General features: G+C 64.3%; 27 protein-coding genes. 26 read left to right on the top strand and 1 reads right to left on the bottom strand.

Features of this window, described 5'->3' with window-relative positions; all coding sequences use genetic code 11:
• Positions 1-19 precede the first annotated feature (19 nt).
• From JQ566_RS33250 to JQ566_RS33180, 15 genes are all read left to right on the top strand, one after another.
• The gene (locus JQ566_RS33250) at positions 20-808 is read left to right on the top strand and encodes an AAA family ATPase (protein WP_249139954.1); all 789 of its coding nucleotides are present in this window, start codon (positions 20-22) and stop codon (positions 806-808) included.
• Complete coding sequence (locus tag JQ566_RS33245) at positions 808-1,470, top strand: hypothetical protein (protein ID WP_212380252.1); 663 nt, start codon at positions 808-810, stop codon at positions 1,468-1,470. The genes JQ566_RS33250 and JQ566_RS33245 overlap by 1 nt, the downstream gene beginning before the upstream one ends.
• On the top strand, positions 1,467-1,865 hold the full coding sequence (locus tag JQ566_RS33240) for a transcriptional regulator (protein ID WP_212380251.1): 399 nt from the start codon (positions 1,467-1,469) through the stop codon (positions 1,863-1,865). Before JQ566_RS33245 ends, JQ566_RS33240 begins: the two co-directional genes overlap by 4 nt.
• A 5-nt stretch (positions 1,866-1,870) precedes the next feature.
• Entirely contained in the window at positions 1,871-2,200 is a 330-nt protein-coding gene (locus JQ566_RS33235; protein WP_212380249.1) for a hypothetical protein, read from the top strand.
• Positions 2,197-2,589, top strand: coding sequence for a hypothetical protein (locus JQ566_RS33230; RefSeq protein WP_212380247.1), 393 nt, complete (start codon positions 2,197-2,199; stop codon positions 2,587-2,589). The genes JQ566_RS33235 and JQ566_RS33230 overlap by 4 nt, the downstream gene beginning before the upstream one ends.
• Before the next feature lie 6 nt (positions 2,590-2,595).
• Positions 2,596-3,165, top strand: coding sequence for a host-nuclease inhibitor Gam family protein (locus tag JQ566_RS33225; protein WP_212380245.1), 570 nt, complete (start codon positions 2,596-2,598; stop codon positions 3,163-3,165).
• Positions 3,162-3,545 carry a LexA family protein gene (locus tag JQ566_RS33220; protein WP_212380243.1) on the top strand — a complete coding sequence of 128 codons (384 nt, stop codon included), beginning with the start codon at positions 3,162-3,164 and terminating at the stop codon, positions 3,543-3,545. The genes JQ566_RS33225 and JQ566_RS33220 overlap by 4 nt, the downstream gene beginning before the upstream one ends.
• Positions 3,542-4,015, top strand: a complete 474-nt coding sequence (locus JQ566_RS33215) for a hypothetical protein (RefSeq protein ID WP_212380241.1) — start codon at positions 3,542-3,544, stop codon at positions 4,013-4,015. The genes JQ566_RS33220 and JQ566_RS33215 overlap by 4 nt, the downstream gene beginning before the upstream one ends.
• A gap of 3 nt (positions 4,016-4,018) precedes the next feature.
• The gene (locus JQ566_RS33210; RefSeq protein ID WP_212380239.1) at positions 4,019-4,750 is read left to right on the top strand and encodes a regulatory protein GemA; all 732 of its coding nucleotides are present in this window, start codon (positions 4,019-4,021) and stop codon (positions 4,748-4,750) included.
• 1 nt (position 4,751) lies between these two features.
• Entirely contained in the window at positions 4,752-5,141 is a 390-nt protein-coding gene (locus JQ566_RS33205) for a hypothetical protein (protein ID WP_212380237.1), read from the top strand.
• 12 nt (positions 5,142-5,153) lie between these two features.
• A complete protein-coding gene (locus JQ566_RS33200) occupies positions 5,154-5,726 on the top strand; it encodes a GcrA family cell cycle regulator (protein WP_212380235.1) in 573 nt (190 codons plus the stop codon).
• Positions 5,727-5,729: 3 nt separating this feature from the next.
• On the top strand, positions 5,730-5,981 hold the full coding sequence (locus JQ566_RS33195; protein WP_212380233.1) for a hypothetical protein: 252 nt from the start codon (positions 5,730-5,732) through the stop codon (positions 5,979-5,981).
• On the top strand, positions 5,978-6,364 hold the full coding sequence (locus JQ566_RS33190) for a helix-turn-helix domain-containing protein (protein WP_212380231.1): 387 nt from the start codon (positions 5,978-5,980) through the stop codon (positions 6,362-6,364). The genes JQ566_RS33195 and JQ566_RS33190 overlap by 4 nt, the downstream gene beginning before the upstream one ends.
• Positions 6,365-6,485: 121 nt before the next feature.
• Positions 6,486-6,827 carry a septal ring lytic transglycosylase RlpA family protein gene (locus JQ566_RS33185; RefSeq protein ID WP_349643376.1) on the top strand — a complete coding sequence of 114 codons (342 nt, stop codon included), beginning with the start codon at positions 6,486-6,488 and terminating at the stop codon, positions 6,825-6,827.
• Positions 6,824-7,708, top strand: coding sequence for a glycoside hydrolase family 108 protein (locus JQ566_RS33180; protein ID WP_212380229.1), 885 nt, complete (start codon positions 6,824-6,826; stop codon positions 7,706-7,708). Before JQ566_RS33185 ends, JQ566_RS33180 begins: the two co-directional genes overlap by 4 nt.
• Positions 7,709-7,722: 14 nt before the next feature.
• On the opposite strand, the gene JQ566_RS33175 is transcribed toward JQ566_RS33180, so the two are convergent.
• Positions 7,723-8,154: a hypothetical protein gene (locus JQ566_RS33175; RefSeq protein WP_212380228.1), complete on the bottom strand. Its 432-nt coding sequence runs from the start codon at positions 8,152-8,154 to the stop codon at positions 7,723-7,725.
• Here JQ566_RS33175 and JQ566_RS33170 point away from each other — a divergent pair.
• From JQ566_RS33170 to JQ566_RS33120, 11 genes are all read left to right on the top strand, one after another.
• Positions 8,144-8,437: a hypothetical protein gene (locus JQ566_RS33170; RefSeq protein WP_212380226.1), complete on the top strand. Its 294-nt coding sequence runs from the start codon at positions 8,144-8,146 to the stop codon at positions 8,435-8,437. The genes JQ566_RS33175 and JQ566_RS33170 overlap by 11 nt on opposite strands.
• Before the next feature lie 3 nt (positions 8,438-8,440).
• On the top strand, positions 8,441-8,848 hold the full coding sequence (locus JQ566_RS33165; protein ID WP_212380224.1) for a hypothetical protein: 408 nt from the start codon (positions 8,441-8,443) through the stop codon (positions 8,846-8,848).
• Positions 8,845-9,141, top strand: coding sequence for a VpaChn25_0724 family phage protein (locus JQ566_RS33160; RefSeq protein WP_212380222.1), 297 nt, complete (start codon positions 8,845-8,847; stop codon positions 9,139-9,141). The genes JQ566_RS33165 and JQ566_RS33160 overlap by 4 nt, the downstream gene beginning before the upstream one ends.
• 6 nt (positions 9,142-9,147) lie before the next feature.
• A complete protein-coding gene (locus JQ566_RS33155; RefSeq protein WP_212380221.1) occupies positions 9,148-9,765 on the top strand; it encodes a DUF3486 family protein in 618 nt (205 codons plus the stop codon).
• Complete coding sequence (locus JQ566_RS33150; protein WP_212380219.1) at positions 9,762-10,145, top strand: hypothetical protein; 384 nt, start codon at positions 9,762-9,764, stop codon at positions 10,143-10,145. The genes JQ566_RS33155 and JQ566_RS33150 overlap by 4 nt, the downstream gene beginning before the upstream one ends.
• Positions 10,142-10,357 (top strand): hypothetical protein, encoded by a 216-nt coding sequence (locus JQ566_RS33145; protein WP_212380217.1) that lies wholly within the window; start codon positions 10,142-10,144, stop codon positions 10,355-10,357. Before JQ566_RS33150 ends, JQ566_RS33145 begins: the two co-directional genes overlap by 4 nt.
• A 20-nt stretch (positions 10,358-10,377) precedes the next feature.
• Positions 10,378-10,776 (top strand): hypothetical protein, encoded by a 399-nt coding sequence (locus JQ566_RS33140; protein WP_212380215.1) that lies wholly within the window; start codon positions 10,378-10,380, stop codon positions 10,774-10,776.
• The gene (locus JQ566_RS33135) at positions 10,773-12,407 is read left to right on the top strand and encodes a terminase large subunit domain-containing protein (protein WP_212380213.1); all 1,635 of its coding nucleotides are present in this window, start codon (positions 10,773-10,775) and stop codon (positions 12,405-12,407) included. Before JQ566_RS33140 ends, JQ566_RS33135 begins: the two co-directional genes overlap by 4 nt.
• Positions 12,365-14,020 (top strand): DUF935 domain-containing protein, encoded by a 1,656-nt coding sequence (locus JQ566_RS33130; protein WP_349643375.1) that lies wholly within the window; start codon positions 12,365-12,367, stop codon positions 14,018-14,020. The genes JQ566_RS33135 and JQ566_RS33130 overlap by 43 nt, the downstream gene beginning before the upstream one ends.
• A complete protein-coding gene (locus JQ566_RS33125) occupies positions 14,013-14,786 on the top strand; it encodes a phage head morphogenesis protein (protein ID WP_212380211.1) in 774 nt (257 codons plus the stop codon). The genes JQ566_RS33130 and JQ566_RS33125 overlap by 8 nt, the downstream gene beginning before the upstream one ends.
• Before the next feature lie 386 nt (positions 14,787-15,172).
• Positions 15,173-15,982, top strand: a complete 810-nt coding sequence (locus tag JQ566_RS33120; RefSeq protein ID WP_212380347.1) for a DNA adenine methylase — start codon at positions 15,173-15,175, stop codon at positions 15,980-15,982.
• Positions 15,983-16,940: the final 958 nt, after the last annotated feature.

Below are 16,940 nucleotides of genomic sequence, written 5' to 3'. Positions count from 1 at the left end.
ATGGAAAGGTCAGGACTCCATGACGAACGCAAACATACAAGGCCAAGTTCAAGGACCCGTCGCTCTCAAGAACGTCGCCAGCTTCATGGCGATGACGGTGAAGCTGATCGAGCGCGCACCGCATCTGCCCGGCTTCGGCGTCTGCCAGGGGCCTTCCGGCCTCGGCAAGAGCTGGGCCTCGATGTACGTGCAGATGAAGGTGAAGGCGCGCCGCATCGAGGTCGGCGAGACCTGGACACGCCGCACGCTGCTCCGCCACATCCTGAAAGAATGCGGCGAGACGGTGCGCAAAAGCTGGAGCGCGTCCGACCTGGCCGAGCTGGCGAAGGCTTCGCTCGGCGCCGATGCCACGCGCCCGCTGATCGTCGACGAAGCCGACAAGCTGGTCGACAAGAACATGATCGAGGTCATCCGCGAGCTTCAGCAGGAATCCGGTGTGCCGGTCATCCTGATCGGCGAGGAAAAGCTTCCGGCCAAGCTGCTCACGGTCGAGCGTATGCACAATCGGGTACTGGAGTGGTTTCCGGCACAGCCTTGCGATCTCGACGACACCCGCGTGCTCTCCAACGCCTTCGTGCCGAAGGTCAGGATCGAGGACGATCTGCTCGACACCATCCGCCAGCGTTCCGGCGGTCGTGCGCGCCGCATCGTGGTCAACCTCGAAAAGGCGGCCGAGCATGCCCGCAACCGCGGCCACAAGGTGCTCGACCTGAAGGTCTGGGGCAACCAGGACTTCTACACCGGCGAGCCGCCGGCGCCACGCGACATCGAGCAGTTTCCGCGCCGGACCACCCTGAGGGTCGCCTGATGCACAAAGAGCATTTCCAAACGGCGAACCTCCCGGTCCGCGTGCCGCGCGGTTACGAGGGCTTCTGGGAGATCATGGTCCGGCTCGACAAGGAGCAAGGCTGCTTCACCGTCGCCGACGTCGACGGCGAGAGCAACGTCTCGGTCAAGTGCATCTCGAAATATCTGACGGCCCTGACCAGGGCCGGCTTTGCCGAGCAGATTACGACCCGCGAGCACGGCATCAAGGGCAAGTATCCGACGCCGCTTTACAAGCTCTTGAAGCACCCCACGAAGGCGCCGCGGCTGCGCCCTGACGGCAGCGTTGTGCCGGCCTTGACGGTGCATGAGCAACTCTGGATCGCGATGCGCAACCTCGCGACCGGCTTCAGCCTGGCCGAGCTGATGTTTGCCGCCACGACCGAAGACGTGAAGCCGAACAAGCAGACGGCGGGCCGTTTCGTCCGCCAGCTGCACAGCGCCGGCTATCTCGCGGTCACCAGGACGACGCGGCGCGGCGGCGTCAAGGGGCGCGGCGGCGCAGCGGCCTGGCGGCTCAAGCCAGGCATGAACACCGGCCCGCTGGCGCCGAGCCTCAAGCAGATCAACGGCAAGACGGTCTGGGACCCGAACCTGAAGAAGTTCGTGGGCGAGCCGTCGATCGCGAAGGAGGTGAAGTCGTGAGGTACGAAAAGCAGACCTTCGTGGAGAAGGCGCGCTTGGCCTGGGGCACTCCCGCACCGGACTGGATTCAGGTACTGGCGGAGGAAGCCGATCGCGTCACCGCGACGCGCGCGGCGAAGAATATCGGCTATTCCGCCGCCGTGCTCTCGCATGTCTTCGCCAATAACTACAAAGGTGACCTGGGGGCCGTCGAGCAGAAGGTGCGCGGCGCACTGCTCGGCGTGAAGGTCATGTGCCCGGTCTATGGCGAGATCGGGCGCGACCAGTGTCTCGACCTGCAAAAGAATGGACCGCCGTTCTCCTCCGAGGCCAGCGGCCGTTGCTATCGCTCCTGCCGCGGTATCGGCGGCATCCCGAAGTGCCCGAACTCGCGCATTCCGGACGGTGCGCGATGATGGGCGTGACCAGACAATTGCAAGCTCTCTATGAGCGCTTCGACGCAATGATCACCGGTCGCGCGCCGATGACCACCTACGAGGCGGCCGAGTTCAAGCGCGAGCTGCGCGCGGTGATGGCCCGCGTCGGGCTGATGGAGCTGGGCGTCGCAAACGACACGTTCGACGCGGCGCTGGAAGCGGAGGCGCGGACGGAGCTGCCGCCCTCGAACATCGCGCCGCTCGACATGGCCGGCGAGTCCGGCCCGAACGTCGTCTCGTTTTCCAAGAAGCGGCTCGATCGCATCGTTGCTCGCATCCTCTCAGGCCAGAGGCCGGACGGAGGCGCCTCATGAGCGCCGAGCAACGCGGCGCGTTGTCCGCCTCAGCCGCCGAACTCGTCGAGACCAGGCTCGCCGCGCAGATCGCGGCAGTCGATCCCGGCCGCGTGGCCGAACAGATCACCGGCCACGCCTCGCACCAGGCCAAGCAGCGCTTCGCGATGCAGGCCTCAACCGTCGATATCATCGCCATGGCGGCGTACCTGCTGCGGCTCCAGGATATCGCCGATCTCACCTACGACATGTTTCGGACTGCCGACCTCATGGACGAGCAGCCGAAAGGCAGCACGGCACGCGCCGAGCTGCTCCGCGAGACCCGCGACAAGATTGCCGTCGTCGGCGCTTCGTTAGAGGCGCTCGGCTTCGGCCGTTCCCCCGCAACCGTACCAGCACAACAGGAGTGACTATCCATGGTGAAAGCGAAGGCCGCGGCAGCCGATGTCCGCATTCCGCAGAACCGCGACGAGGCGGCGGCCATGATCGCGGAATATGGCGACGTGGCGCGTCAGGTCGCGGCGATCGAGACGGCCATGCAGAAGAAGCTGGCTGACGTCAAGACGGCGGCGGAGGACGAGTCCAGGCCACACGTGAAGAAGGCGCTCGACCTGTTCCGCGGCCTGCACATGTATTGCGAGGCCAACCGTCAGCAGCTGCTCGCCAACACCGGCACCAAGACGGTCGACTTCGGAACCGGCACCGTCAAATGGCGCTTCAATCCGCCGAAGGTGAGGATCAGCGGCGGCGACGACGCCGTGATCGACCTCATCAACGAAAAGAAGATGATCGCCGAGGCGGCGGATCTCGAAGGCGTTGCGGCGTCCTACGGCAACTTCCTTCGCGTGAAGATCGAGATCGACCGCGAGGCCATGCTCAAGAACCCCGACCTCGCGCGCACGATTCCCGGCGTCAGCATCCCGAAGGGCAGCGAGATCTTCGAGGTCGAGCCGTTCGGCGCCGAGCTGTCGGAGTCGGCGGCATGAGCAACGCACCCATCCAGATTGGTCTTACCAGGGCGCAGCGGAAGTGCCTTGAGATCATCAAGAGCCACATCAAGCAATTCGGCCAGGCGCCGAGCTACAGGGAGATTGCCACGATGTTCGGGTTCAAATCGACCGGCCGCGTCACCGAGCTGCTTCACGCCTTGCAGGAGCGCGGCTGGATCACCTTCCTGCCGAACCGGGCACACTCCATCACCGTGCTGGAGAAGCCGACCCCGCGCACCGGCGGCTATCAGCTGCCGCTCGCGCTCGATGCGGCGCTGCGCCGTTACTGCACCGAGCACGGCGAGAAGCCCGAGGACGTCGTCGCCGACGCCGTTGCGCTCTTCCTCGACGAAGCCGAAGGCCAGGTCGCGGCATGAGCGGCACGTCGGCAGGATGGACTCCGGAGCGTCGCGCGGCGCAGGCCGCGCGCATGACGACGCTCAACAATGTGGTGATGACGAAAGCCCGCCGCAGCGCCGGCTGGAGCGAGGCGCGGCGCGCGGCGAAGAGCGCCGAGCTGAAGGCTCGCAATCTCGATCCGGCCTTCCAGGCCAAGCGGCGCGTCGGCGTGGCCAACGGGCTCAATGACGTCGCCGCCGGGCACGTTCATCCGCTCGTGCGCGGGCTGTTTCTCGAGATGAAGAGGCAGCGCGCCTCCTGCGAGAGGATCGCGGCGCCGGTCGGCATCTGCCGCAGCACCCTCATCAACTGGCGGCGGCATCACATGCCGCAGCTCGACGCCCTCGACGCCGCGCTCAACGTGCTCGGCTTCGAACTCGCGATCGTGCCGATCGGCCGGCGCGGTCCCAACGGCTTTGCGACCAAGAAGAGTTCAACAGGAGAGTAACCCATGCCCTTGTCTGCCCATCTTGCGACCACGTCGATGATCTCGACCATCCACGTGCTGAAATCGAAAGCCAAGTTCGACGACGACACCTATCGGGACTTCCTCGCACAGCGCGCCAATGGCAAGCGCTCCGCCAAGGAGCTGACGACCAGCGAGGCCGGCCGCGTCATCGAGGATCTGCGCAGCGTCGCCGGCGAGGCCGCGATCCGCGGCGCCGTCGCGGGCCTCGACAGCGCGATCGGCGGCAAGCTGCGCGCATTGTGGATCGCCGGCTACAATCTCGGCATCGTCCGCGAGCGCACCGATCGCGCCATGCTGGCCTTCCTGGAGCGGCAGACCGGCGTGTCTCATGTGCGCTTCCTGAAGGATGCGCAGGCTGCCTCCAGCGCGATCGAGGGGCTGAAGTCGTGGCTCGAGCGCGATGGCGGCGTCGAGTGGCCGAGCGGTAAGGATCTCGAAGACCTCACCGAAGGCGACCGCGTCATCGCCAGCAAGCGCGCCATCCTCAAGGCACAGTGGAAGAAGCTCATCGAGGTCGGCGCGGTCAAGGCGATCGGCCAGGCCGTCGACCCCATGGAGGATCTGCAATTCTATGCCGGCAAGATCGTCCGCCAGAATCGGCCGTTCGAGACGATGTCTTCTCGCGATTACGACGAGGTCCAGAAGGCGCTCGGCAACAAGCTGCGCAGCGCCCTGGCCAAGATTGCTCAGTCTCAGCATCACCAGGAGGATTGAAATGGCCTTTGAGAAGCTCGAAACCATCATCCGTTCCGGCCGCGCCGGCCTGCCGGCATCGATCATGCTTCATGGCGGCAGCAAGTCGGGCCGGCCCGCCTTCATCGTCAATCTGTCGAAGGAGTTCGCGGCGCAGGCCGCTATCGGTGACGGCGACAAGTACGATCTCCTGATCGGCACCGACGAGGAAGCCGGCGTGATCCGTCTCGCTCCCAATGCAACGGGCCTGATTGCCGCGCAATTCAACGGCAAGGGCGGCGCGCGGTTCTTCTGCGGCCATATCGAACGGTTCGGTAGCGAGCCGCGCGAGAAGGAGTACTGCGCGGCGGAGCTGGTCGACGACGAGACCGGCTCGATCGAGATCACGCTGCCGCCCTGGGCGCTCGCATAGGAGCGCCCGCCCATGACCGTGCATCACCCGCAGCTCGCGCAAGCCCAGGCCGAAGCCGGCCGCGGCTGGACGGCGACGCGCATCAGCGTCGCCAAGGCACTCTTCAACAGTGGCAAGTCGGCGGCCCAGGTCGCCTGCCTGATCGGAGGCGTCACGCGCAATGCCGTGATCGGCAAGATCAACCGCGACGGCCTCAAGGACGCCGATCGCAAGGTGAGCCGGGCGGCCGGCCAGGCCAGAGCCGAGCGCCGGCGAAGCCGATCCGCAACGGCTGAACGCGGTCCGGTGGTGAGCGTCAGGAAGCTGCCTCCGAAAGATGCGCCGCCGCCTAATATCATCGATCAGCAGATCCCGGTCGGGCAGCGCCGCACGCTGGCCCAGCTCGACAGCGCGTGCTGCCATTGGCCGGTCGGAGATCCGCAAACGCCGGAGTTCTTCTTCTGCGGGGCGCCGAAGACTGACGACGCCGGCATTCCCTACTGCCCGTCGCACCTGTTCCGATCGCAACAGCGCGACGTGCGGCCTCGCAAAGGCGCTGGCTTCTTTGCCAATGCTGGGCCTGGCGCGGCCTGGCGCGCGGGGTGAGCCATGGCCCGGCCATTGCGCGTCTGCGACCATGCGTTGCTCCGCTTTCTCGAACGCGTCGGCGGCCTCGATGTCGAGGCCGTGCGCCGGCACCTTGCGGAGTCGCTCAACCGCGCCGCCGGCGCAGCCGAGCAACTCGGCGCGAAGGAGATGACGATCGCCGCCGACGGCACGCACTATGTCGTCGTCAAAGGCGTCGTCGTCACCGTCCTGACCCCGGCGATGAAGCCGAAGCGGATGAAGCCGAAGCGATGAACGAGGTGCTGCCCGGCGTGCTGGCGGAGATCGCCGAGCTTGTCGGCAACGCAAAAGCGTTGCAGATTGCGGCGCATGCCGGCGGCACCCGAGTCTATTTCCCAAGCAAGGTCCATCCCGATCACTGGCTCGTCCAGTGCATCGGCCTGGAAGCTACGACGAAATTGCTGGAGCGCTTCGCAGGAGATACCTGCGACATCCCGCAGGCAGGGCACGGCTCCTATGCGCGCTTCCGGCGCGCCATCGTCCGGGACATCGCGCAAGCCCAGGCGGACAACAAGTCCTCCAAGACCATCGCGCGCGAAGTCGGCGTATCACAGCGAACGGTTCACCGGCATCGTGAGCGCAGCCGCCGTGACGACGGCCAAGGCTCGCTTTTCTAAGCTTTGATCCACTGACAGCTGTCAGTTTGGTCAATTCCGGGCAATTCCGGGATTGTGGCCTCCTCAGCCGGGGGCCAGCTTGCTTCAACCATCATTCAAACGAGCTTTGAAAAGGGCATGCGTGGCCCTCGTGCTGTCGGTTTTCGCCGCGCCTGCCCGCACGGAGATGATCTATGCCGGCGTCGCGACCTGGTACGGCGACGAGAGCGGCCGTTACACCGCGAACGGCGAGACCTATGACGCCGACGACCTGACCTGCGCCCATCCGACCTTTGCCTTCGACACGCTGGTGCGCGTGTACTGGCGCGGCCGGAGCGTCATCTGCCGCGTCAATGACCGGGGACCTGCCAAATCCACCGGCGTCGCCATCGACCTCTCACGGGGCTCCGCTCGCGTGTTGGGGATGATCGATGCCGGCCGCGTGCACGTCATCATCGAGAAGCTCGGAAAGATGCTCGAATGAGAGAGAGTTTCCCAAAGAGCATGCCGGTGATCCTCGTCTACGAGGGCGGTTGGTCGAACCACAAGCGCGATCCGGGCGGTGTCACGCTGGAAGGCATCATCCAGCGTGTCTACGACGGATTCCGTGACAAGAAAGGCCGGCCCCGGCACAAGCTCGTCCCCGAAATGCGCGGCACGCCGGAGTGGATCGCCGAGCGGAACGAGATCTACCGCTTGCAGTATTGGGACGCGGTTCGGGGCGACGAACTTCCGGCCGGTCTGGATCTCGTGATGTTCGACTCTGGCGTCAACTCCGGCCCGCCGCGCGCCATCATGTGGCTGCAACGCGCGCTGCGCATGAACGATTGCGACGGGCACCTGGGTCAGGCCACACTCGCGGCCATCAACAACCATCCTGACCATGATGCGTTGATCGCCGAGCTGCTGTCGCGTCGTCTCGGCATGCTTCAGCACCTCGACACCTGGGAGGACTTCGGCAGGGGCTGGTCGAAGCGTATCGCCAACGTCAAGCAGATCGGCCAGGCCTGGGCTATGGGATCGGTCGGCCCGCAGCCGGTGGCCGCGCATCAGGAGCGTGGCGACGCCAAGGCCTATGCCTCGGACGTGGCCCAGCCGGCGGTCGACGCCAACGATGCCGTCAAGGCCGGCGTCGGTGGTGGCTCTGTCGTCGCCGTGCTCGAAAGCGCGCGCGACACGATCGCGCCGGCGGCATACACGTCGGAGATCATCACGAAGGTCTATACCGCCATCGTGATCCTATGTCTCGTGGCTTCGCTCGGCGCGCTCGTCTACTCGTTCTGGTCTAGCTTCAAGAGCAAGAAGGCCAATCGCGCGATCGACGGCGACGTGCTCGCCGACGTGCCGGCGGGGGCGCCGGCATGAGCTGCAGCATCCTCTCACCCGCGCAATGCGTCCTCGATGTCGTCGAGACCATCAACGGCTTCTCCGCAGAGCTGTTCTGGCAGCTCGCGACGGCGCCGCTGACGCTGATCATCATCGCCGTGGTCGGCATCGCCGCCTACGTCATCGCGCATGTGCCGTTCGTCGAGAAATTCGTTCCTGCCGCCGCGCCGTTCATCAAGCTGGCGCGGGTCGTCTGCCTCGCCAGCGCCGCCGCGCTGATCTTCCTGATCGGCCACCGGGACGCCGATCAGCGCAACGAGCTGGAGCGCGCCAGAGGCGATCTCGCCTGGACCGAATTCCAGCTCTCGGCTCAGAAACATACTGCCGACGACGCCGCCGAGCTGAAGACCGCGGCGGAAGCCGCGGCGTCGCTCACGAAGGCGCGGCTCAGAGAGTACCAGGAGAAGTTTGGCAATGATCCTCATGCCGCCGTTTGTCCTCCTCGCCCTGGCGTTGTTGAGTGGGTGCGCGACCTCCAACGTCGAAAGCAGCGCGCCGGCGCCCACGCCGCCAAAGCAAAGCGTGGCCTTGTCGCCCGCCTGCGAAGACCTGGATCGGAACGTCGATGATCCCGTCGTCACCGAAAAAATCGACCCGTGGCAGAAGATCGGCGAATACGCCGTCGCGCTCGGTGAAGCCAACGCCAACATCGACGCGTCGCGCGAGTGCCAGAGACGGCAGCGCGAGCGGCTCGCAAGGGGGAAGTGAAGCGTGAACGTCAACGACTGGGCGCCGTGGGTCGCCATCCTGATTGCCGCGGCGTCGTTCCTGCATTCGTTCTTCAATGGCAGGTCAAAGGAGAACGAAAAGCGGTTCGCCGTTCTGGAGGAGCGGATCACCGACAAGGTGGATGACATCAAGTCCGGCCTCGAAGGCAAGGCCAGCAAGGAGACCGTGTCGATCGCCGTTGGCAAGCTCGACATTCTCGAAGACCGCGCCACGCGGATCGAGTCCGATCTTCGTCATCTGCCGGACCATACGACCGTCAACAGGCTCGAAAACCTGATCGGCAAGTTGAGCGGCGATGTCGGCGTTCTCTCGGAGCGCATCCGGCCGATCGCATCGATCGCCGACCGGCTGCAGGAGAAAATTCTGGAACAGGCGGGGTTTGACCGATGAGCCGGGACATCATTCGAGAGCACGCGCGGCTGATCATCCTGCGCGAGCTGCAGAAACAGCCGAACTATTCGTCGAGCGACAGCATGCTTCAGGAAGTGCTGGAGATGTTCGCCATCGCCAAATCCCGCGACTGGATCAGGGATGAGCTGAATTGGCTGACTGACATGGGCGCGGTGACGAAAGTGAGCGCCGGCACCGTGGTCATAGTCACTCTGACGCCCAAGGGCCTCGAACACGTCGAGCGACGCCTGGTGATCGAAGGCATCAAGCGTTCCAGCCCGCCGGAGGGCTAGCGCCCGATGGCACCCCACGCAAAGGCGCGCCGCGGCCGGCTGGCGGAGATCGACAAGCTGCCGGACTGGGCGGACGAAGCCAAGGTCTGGGCGTTCGAGCAGCTCAAGGAGCGCAAGCTCTCGCAGCTCGAGATCCTCGACGAGTTCAACGCCCGTTTGAAGGCGGCCTCATTGGCTCACGACGTCAGCGCAGAGGTGCCTGTGATCTCGCGCTCCGCCTTCAACCGGACCGCCATGCGCGTGGCGCTGCTCGGCCGGCGGCTGGAAGAGACCCGCGAGATCGCGGCAATCCTCGCGCCGAAGCTGGACGAGGCCGGTGACAGCTCGCTGACGCTGATGGTGGCCGAGACCATCAAGACCCTCGTGCTTGAGATGCTCGGCAACGCCGGCGAGCTCGGCGCAGATGGTGACACCGCCGAAATGCTGATGATGACCTCGCGCGCGCTGAAGCATGCCGAGGAAGCCAAGAAGATCAGCGCGGACGGCCGCCGCAAGATCGAGACCGAGCTGAAGAGCAAGGCGACCGAGGCGGTCGAGACCGTCGCGAAGGCGAAAGGACTGTCGGCCGAGACGGTCGACGCGATCAAGAGCAAGATTCTCGGCATCGAGAGGAAGAAGACATGAGCGAGAAAGCACGCGGCGCCGTGATCCTGCTGCTCTGGATCGCCTTCGCCGGGATCGGCGTGGCGGCGTCGATCCGTTTTGTTGTGAACCACATCTTTCAGTCAGGAGGGAGATGCGAGATGAACAGTCGAGAAACGCCGGCAATCAGCCATAGTCGAGAGCGCTTCGCGAGCGAACTACGCAGGATCAATCCCAAGCGGCTGGCGGCGTGGGATGGCGTGGTCGTCGTCGACGGGCTACGCGCCAACCCCTACGTGGACTACGGCGTCTCGCTCCATCTCGGCGAGGAACGCGGCAAGCAGATCGCCGAGCTGCTCGTTGGCGACGCGTTAGCTGACGCGCTTCTTCATCGGTCCCTGGTTGTGAGGCCGATAGCATGATCCTTCAAGAACACCCGGCCTATTGCGACGGATTCTTCGACGCGATCGATGGCGAGCCGCTCTTCAACGACGCCTCGCCGGAGTACGCCGCTGGTTGGAGAGCGTGGTGGGAGGTTCGCAATATCCTGAACGGACCCGACTTCCTCGATCGACCGACCGAAGTCGCCAAGTTGCCGGCCGACCCTCGTTGGCCGAACCAATCGTTTCATTGAAATCTTACAGGAGGCATTCCGTGAACAAGCCAATCACTGAAACCGCGGCGATCGATGAAGGCTGGGAATGGGCCATCGTCGAGATCTTAGGACACCGCCGCCACGTCGGGCGTGCGCGCGAGGAAGAGAAGTTCGGCGGAAAGATGCTACGGATCGACGTGCCAAAGCTTGGCGGCAGAGAGCATTATTCGCTTTCCGATGGTGAGGTGACCTGGTCGACCCATTTCTACGGCGTCGGCTCGATCTTCTCATACACGTTGACCGACGAGAAGACGGTCATGCGCTATGCCGAGCGCTACTTCGTGCCGGCGATTCCCTATCGTGATCACGGACCCGTCGAGGACGATCAGCCCGTCACCAGCGAGGAAGAGCCGACGCACGACGACGAAGGTTTCGACGAGAACGCGCGCGACGAATGAACACGGTCGCCCGCACCATCACCGATGCCGAATGGGCAGAAACGCGCCGCGCCGGCCTTGCGGTCGGCGCGCAGCTCGCGCGCGACGCCGGTGGCGTCGAAGGCGTGCTGCTCGGCTACCAGAAGCGTCTGCTCCGTTCGACCTCGGAGCACGCCGTCACGATCTGCGAAAAGTCCCGCCGCATCGGGGCGACCTGGGGCGTCGCATCCGATGCCGCGCTGACCGCTGCCGCCGTCAAGTCGGCCGGCGGCATGGACGTGTTCTACATCGGCTACAACAAGGAGATGGCGCGGGAGTTCATTGACGTCTGCGGCATGTGGGCCAAGAGCTTCGAGCAGGCGGCCTCCGAGGTGCAGGAGTTCGTCTTCGACGACGGCGATCCCGACAGCAACATCCAGGCCTTCCGCATCCGCTTCGCCTCCGGCTTCGAGATCATCGCGCTGCCGTCACGCCCGCGCTCGCTGCGCGGCATGCAGGGCTTCGTCATCCTGGACGAGGCCGCGTTCCACGACGATCTCGACGCCATGATGAAGGCCGCGCTGGCGCTGCTAATGTGGGGCGGCCGCGTGCTGGTGATCTCGACGCATTACGGCGTCGCCAATGCCTTCAACAAGCTGATCGAGGACGCGCGCGCGGGCCGCAAGCCCTACCACGTCGAAAAGTACGATTTCGACGATGCGCTGAAGGACGGCCTCTACCAGCGCATTTGCCTCGTGACTGGCAAGGAGTGGTCGCCGGAAGCCGAAGCGAAGTGGCGCGCCGAGATCGTCGCGTCCTATGGCGACGACGCCGACGAAGAGTTGTTCTGCGTGCCGTCGGAAGGTGGCGGAATCTACTTGGCTCGCGCCCTGATCGAGGCGCGGATGGTGCTGGACGCGCCGGTGCTGCGGCTGTCGCGCCCGGCCGAGTTCACCTTCCTGCCGAAGGAGCACCGCGAGGCCGACATTCTGGCCTGGTGCAAGGAGCATCTTGAACCTCTATTGAAGAAGCTCGATCCGGAGCGCCAACACGCCTTCGGCCAGGACTTCGCCCGCAACCTCGACCTCTCGGTGCTGCTGCCGATCGAGATCGGTAAGACGCTGCGGCGGACCGTGCCGTTCTGGATCGAGATGTCGAACATCCCGTTCGAGCAGCAAAAGCAGGTGCTGTTCTATCTGTGCGATGGCCTACCGCGCTTCGTCGGCGGCAAGATGGACGCTTCCGGCAATGGCGCCTACCTCGCCGAGGTCGCCGCGCAGAAGTACGGGCCACTCCGCATCGAGCAGGTCAAGATGTCGACGGAGTGGTACCTGGAGAACTTTCCGCCGCTCAAGGGCGCGTTCGAGGAGGGCAGCATCTTGCTGCCGAAGGACGCGGACGGCATCGACGATCTTGCGACCGTCCAGACGATCAAGGGAGTGCCGCGTGTACCCGACGTCCGCACCAAGGGCGCGGACGGCAAGAAGCGCCACGGCGATCTCGCCATCGCGTTGGTGCTGGCCTACGCGCAGACGCGGTCCGACCTGATCGAGTTCGCCTACCGTCCGGCGTCGCCGGAGGCGCTCCCTGAAGAGAACGGCATCTTCGGCGACCAGGAAGGCGATGGAATGTGGCGCACGCCGCTCGGCGCACGCCTGAGGGGAGGCATTTAATGGCGGTTTCAACGTCGTCGATCGTCGATCAGTACGGTCGGCCAATCCAACGCGAGATCCTGACGAAGGAGATCGCCGCGCCGTCGACCACCGGCGTCCGTTCGCCGATCACCGGCTATCCCGGCGACGGCCTCAACCCCGTTAGGCTCGCCAACATCCTGCGCGCGGCCGACTACGGCGATCCCTTGCGCTATTTCGAGCTGGCTGAGACGATCGAGGAGCGCGATCTTCACTATGTCGGCGTGCTCGGCAAGCGTAAGCGTCAGGTGGCGCAGCTCGACATCACGGTCGAGGCCGCCGACGAGTCGGCCGAGGCGAAGAAGCACGCCGTCTTCATTGAAGGCATCGTGAAGCGCGAGACCATCCAGGCCGAGCTGTTCGACATGCTGGATGCGATCGGCAAAGGCTGGAGCTGCGTCGAGATCGTCTGGGACACGTCGGAAGGCGACTGGAGCGTTGCGCAGCTCGCCTGGCGCGATCCGCGCTGGTTCCGTTTCGATCGCCGCGACGGTTCCACGCCGCTGATCATCGGCGGCTATGACGCCGACGGGGTCGGACATGTCACAGGATCGCTCGGCGAAGCGCCATTCCCGCCGTTCAAATTCATCAACACGGTGATCCGGGCCAAGTCCGGCCTGCCGGTGCGCTCCGGCATCGCTCGCATTGCGCTGTGGGCGTGGATGTTCAAGGCATTTACCCAGCGAGATTGGGCAATCTTCACCCAGACCTTCGGGCAGCCGGTGCGCGTCGGCAAATATCCAGCCGGCTCTTCACAAGCCGATAAGGACACGCTGTTCAACGCGGTCGCGAACATCGCGGGCGACTGCGCGGCCATCATCCCCGAGATGATGGATATCGATTTCATCGAGTCCAAGAACGTCGGGACCGGCAGCGACCTCTACATCAAGCGCGTCAACTGGCTCGATCAGCAGATCTCGAAGGCCGTGCTCGGGCAGACCGCGACGACAGACGCGATTGCCGGTGGGCACGCCGTCGGCAAGGAACATCGCGAGGTCGAGGAAGACATCGAGCGCGCCGACGCCAAGGCGATTGATGCCATTCTCAATCGCGACCTGGTTCGCCCCGCAGTGCAGCTTCAGTTCGGGCCTCAGAAGAAGTATCCCAAGGTCAAGATCGGCCGAGCCGAAGAGGCCAACGTCGAATTGATCGTCAATTCCGTCGACAAGCTCGTGCCGATGGGGTTGCAGGTGGAGAGAACGTTCTTCAATGGGCTGCTCGGCATTCCGATTCCGCCTCCGAATGCCCAGCTTTTGACGGCGCCGTCATCGTCACCAGGCCTGACGAGTCCACTCGGCAACCCGGTCGGAAATCCTGCCGAGCAACCGGCACTCAATTCAGCGTTTCGCCTGCACGAAGCGCACGATCCGATCGCCTATCTCACCGAGCAGGTGGAAAGGCTCGCGGGGCCAGGTGTCGAGGCGCTGATCCACGAGCTTCGAGAGGTCATTGCGCGATGCAGCTCCCTTGATGAAGTGAAGAACGAGCTGAAGCGGTTCAATCCGGGCATAGCCGAGCGCAACCTTGCCACTTTGATGCGGATCTCGCGCACCGTCGCCAACCTGATGGGCCGATCGAACATTCCCGATGCTTAAGAGCCACGGAACGCCGATCCTGCGCCGCCCCTGCGGCTGCTCCTGGGCATCGCTGCATGCCGAGGTGCTTCCGTTCGCTGTCAAGCCGATGGAGGCGATCGATTTCCTGAGGCGGAAAGTGAACATTCCGACCGCCGCCTGGACCGATCTCTGGCAACAGGAGCATTCGGCGAGCTTCACCGTCGCCGGCGCGATGACGGACGGCCTGGTCGCCGACTTCCACGACGCCGTCAACAAGGCGATCGAGAACGGCGAGACGCTGGAATCCTTCCGCAAGGACTTCGACCGCATCGTCGAGGAGCACGGCTGGAGCTACAACGGCTCGCGCGGCTGGCGCAGCCGCGTGATCTTCGACACCAACATGTCGACGGCCTATGCGGCCGGCCGCTGGGAGCAGATCCAGCGCGTCAAGCGCACGCGGCCGTATTTGATCTATCGCCATCTCGAAGGCCAGAAGCATCCGCGCCCGCTGCATAAGAGCTGGGACGGCACGATTCTGCCCGTCGACGATCCATGGTGGCAGACCCATTACCCGCCGAACGGCTGGGGCTGCCATTGCTGGGTCGACAGCCTCTCCGACGACGACTTGCGCCGCTACGGCTACAAGGTTTCCGACCAGGCGCCGCCGATCAAGATGGTGGAGAAGACGGTGCGGCTATCCGATGGCAGCCTAAAGACGGTCTCGGTGCCCGAAGGCATCGATCCCGGCTTCGCGTACCGGCCCGGCGAGTTGCCAGCTAGTCTCGACGAGGCGGTGGATGAGTAGGATTAGGAGAGTCCTCCGACATCAATCCACGCTCGCTGGCGGCGCGGCGCAGACTGCTTTCAATGATCATCTTGGAGACCGCGCTTGGCGCCTCCGAAGCACGTTTCATGATGTGTTGAAGGATACTAGGAATTGGCATCGCTCGATCCTTTTAGGTCGCAGATTGCCATCCCCGGCGGGCCAGAGACTAGCGGCCCAATCTGAGCGGTCAAGTACCGAAACAACTTTCCCTGGCCACGGTAGTGGCGGGGGTCGACAGCGCGCAAACGCTGCAACCGCGGGCCTATCCTGGCAGACTGACCCGCACGACGAGAGCAACCGTCCTCGCCGACCCGCCGCTGCTGCGCAGCACGGCGACCGTAGGCGGGCCGGAGCGATTCGAAGAGATGGGTTCAAGGGTTGTCTACAAGCCGGTGAAGCCGACCGCGGGCTATATCGGCGGCAAGAAGCAATTGGCGAAGACGATCGTCGCCAGCATCGAGCGGATTCCGCACGACACCTATGCCGAGCCGTTCGTTGGCATGGGCGGCGTCTTCCTACGCCGGCGCCGGCCGAGGAAGGGCGAGATCATCAACGACCGATCTGGGGACGTGGCGACGTTCTTTCGCATCCTGCAGCGCCACTACGTGCCCTTCATGGACATGCTGAAGTGGCAGATCACGGGGCGGGTCGAGTTCGAGCGATTGAAAGCAACCGATCCGTCGACGCTGACTGACCTGGAGCGCGCCGCTCGCTTTCTCTTCCTCCAACGAACCGCCTTTGGCGGCAAGGTTGCGGGCCGGAATTTCGGTGTCGATCCGGCCGGTGCTCGCTTCAACGTGGCCAAGCTCGCGCCGATGCTGGACGAGCTGCACGAGCGGCTTGCCGGTGTCACGATCGAGTGCCTACCATGGGCGGAGTTCATCAGCCGCTACGACCGGCCGGGCGTGCTGTTCTTTCTCGACCCGCCGTATTGGGGCGGCGAGAAGGACTACGGCGCCGGCCTGTTCGAGCGCTCGGAATATGCGCAGATGGCGGAGGTCTTAAGGGGCCTGAAAGGGCGCTTCATCATGTCGATCAACGACGTCCCGGAGATCCGGAAAACCTTCGCCGGCTTCCGCCAGCGACCTGTGCGCCTGACCTATTCGGTCGCCCGCAGCAACAAGGCGCACCAGGCGCGGGAGTTGATCATTACGGGGGGCAGCGGGAAAACATAGACAGTTGGAGGGGATAGGCCATACAACCTGGAAGAGTCAGTTTGGAGAATTCCGATGTATCGATCCTACCTCGCTGTCGCGCTGGCGCTCTGGATGATTCCCGTCGCAAATGCGCAATCGGGACAATTCCCACCGTGCAAGAATGCCGGACTCGAATACACCGAGGGCGCCACGATATGCGAGTGTCCAAGTCTGAAAGCTGAAGCGGGCTTTGCCACTGGAGGGCCGCCCGGGAGTGTGACCAGTAGAAGGTTGATCTGCCAACAGGGGGCTTGGTCCTTCTCCGGTTCGAACTGCATCAAATTAACTGGCGCTTCCCAATACATGGGTGAAGAGCACCGCAAGCTGGATCAGCTGTATTGCCCCCGACAGGGCACGATCGAGGAGGTGAACTCGACGATTGCAAAGGCTAGCCCTGCTGAGGGCGCAACTGTTCTCTCGTCAGTTTGCCGACGCTTCGGAGTACCGCCGGGAGCGTGCGCCGCCGTTCTTCAGGCGATAATGGCACCTCAAAAGCAGTAGCTTTCTTTCGAGAAATATTTCCGCTGATGAGTCCGGGTTCCGGGTCCGGGTTCGCCTCGGAGCCGGTTCGGCGGGTCGCCGCCAAACCCTTGTAGAGCAAGCATTTTGCGGCGATTCAGCCAAACTCGGACTCCCCGGCGCCAAAGCCCGGTTTTGAGTCCGAGTTCGCGGGCCGCTCCCTTGTTTTTCAGGCTTTCCGAGCGCGCCGACGCCGCAGGGTGACATCTGAACCTACGCGCCGTCTGCCCCGTCAACTCGCGCCAAGGGCCGCGCAAGCCCTTGTATTCCAACCACTTCCCGCTGTTTCCCGGATAATCCCGGCTGATCCCGGGAGGTGCCATATGAAACTGCGCGTCACAGCAGCTGGGTGGAGCTGAGCAGCTTGAGACGAGTGCGCGCCAGACGACGGCTTTCGTGCGGCGGCGCCAAATTCCAG

The organism is Bradyrhizobium sp. SZCCT0231, from assembly GCF_018130245.1.
Taxonomy (GTDB): domain Bacteria; phylum Pseudomonadota; class Alphaproteobacteria; order Rhizobiales; family Xanthobacteraceae; genus Bradyrhizobium; species Bradyrhizobium japonicum_F.
The sequence above is the reverse complement of the archived record's forward strand: the minus strand, read 5'-3'. Positions and strand labels throughout refer to the sequence as shown.

Bases quoted from the DNA above. Each gene is read 5' to 3' on its own strand.
- JQ566_RS33210 (WP_212380239.1), top strand. From the start codon at position 4,019: ATGCCCTTGTCTGCCCATCTTGCGACCACGTCGATGATCTCGACCATC.
- JQ566_RS33120 (WP_212380347.1), top strand. From the start codon at position 15,173: ATGGGTTCAAGGGTTGTCTACAAGCCGGTGAAGCCGACCGCGGGCTAT.
- JQ566_RS33175 (WP_212380228.1), bottom strand. From the start codon at position 8,154: ATGAGGATCATTGCCAAACTTCTCCTGGTACTCTCTGAGCCGCGCCTT.
- JQ566_RS33230 (WP_212380247.1), top strand. From the start codon at position 2,197: ATGAGCGCCGAGCAACGCGGCGCGTTGTCCGCCTCAGCCGCCGAACTC.
- JQ566_RS33225 (WP_212380245.1), top strand. From the start codon at position 2,596: ATGGTGAAAGCGAAGGCCGCGGCAGCCGATGTCCGCATTCCGCAGAAC.
- JQ566_RS33220 (WP_212380243.1), top strand. From the start codon at position 3,162: ATGAGCAACGCACCCATCCAGATTGGTCTTACCAGGGCGCAGCGGAAG.
- JQ566_RS33135 (WP_212380213.1), top strand. From the start codon at position 10,773: ATGAACACGGTCGCCCGCACCATCACCGATGCCGAATGGGCAGAAACG.
- JQ566_RS33125 (WP_212380211.1), top strand. From the start codon at position 14,013: ATGCTTAAGAGCCACGGAACGCCGATCCTGCGCCGCCCCTGCGGCTGC.
- JQ566_RS33200 (WP_212380235.1), top strand. From the start codon at position 5,154: ATGACCGTGCATCACCCGCAGCTCGCGCAAGCCCAGGCCGAAGCCGGC.
- JQ566_RS33190 (WP_212380231.1), top strand. From the start codon at position 5,978: ATGAACGAGGTGCTGCCCGGCGTGCTGGCGGAGATCGCCGAGCTTGTC.
- JQ566_RS33160 (WP_212380222.1), top strand. From the start codon at position 8,845: ATGAGCCGGGACATCATTCGAGAGCACGCGCGGCTGATCATCCTGCGC.
- JQ566_RS33145 (WP_212380217.1), top strand. From the start codon at position 10,142: ATGATCCTTCAAGAACACCCGGCCTATTGCGACGGATTCTTCGACGCG.
- JQ566_RS33215 (WP_212380241.1), top strand. From the start codon at position 3,542: ATGAGCGGCACGTCGGCAGGATGGACTCCGGAGCGTCGCGCGGCGCAG.
- JQ566_RS33245 (WP_212380252.1), top strand. From the start codon at position 808: ATGCACAAAGAGCATTTCCAAACGGCGAACCTCCCGGTCCGCGTGCCG.
- JQ566_RS33170 (WP_212380226.1), top strand. From the start codon at position 8,144: ATGATCCTCATGCCGCCGTTTGTCCTCCTCGCCCTGGCGTTGTTGAGT.
- JQ566_RS33205 (WP_212380237.1), top strand. From the start codon at position 4,752: ATGGCCTTTGAGAAGCTCGAAACCATCATCCGTTCCGGCCGCGCCGGC.
- JQ566_RS33250 (WP_249139954.1), top strand. From the start codon at position 20: ATGACGAACGCAAACATACAAGGCCAAGTTCAAGGACCCGTCGCTCTC.
- JQ566_RS33155 (WP_212380221.1), top strand. From the start codon at position 9,148: ATGGCACCCCACGCAAAGGCGCGCCGCGGCCGGCTGGCGGAGATCGAC.
- JQ566_RS33195 (WP_212380233.1), top strand. From the start codon at position 5,730: ATGGCCCGGCCATTGCGCGTCTGCGACCATGCGTTGCTCCGCTTTCTC.
- JQ566_RS33180 (WP_212380229.1), top strand. From the start codon at position 6,824: ATGAGAGAGAGTTTCCCAAAGAGCATGCCGGTGATCCTCGTCTACGAG.
- JQ566_RS33150 (WP_212380219.1), top strand. From the start codon at position 9,762: ATGAGCGAGAAAGCACGCGGCGCCGTGATCCTGCTGCTCTGGATCGCC.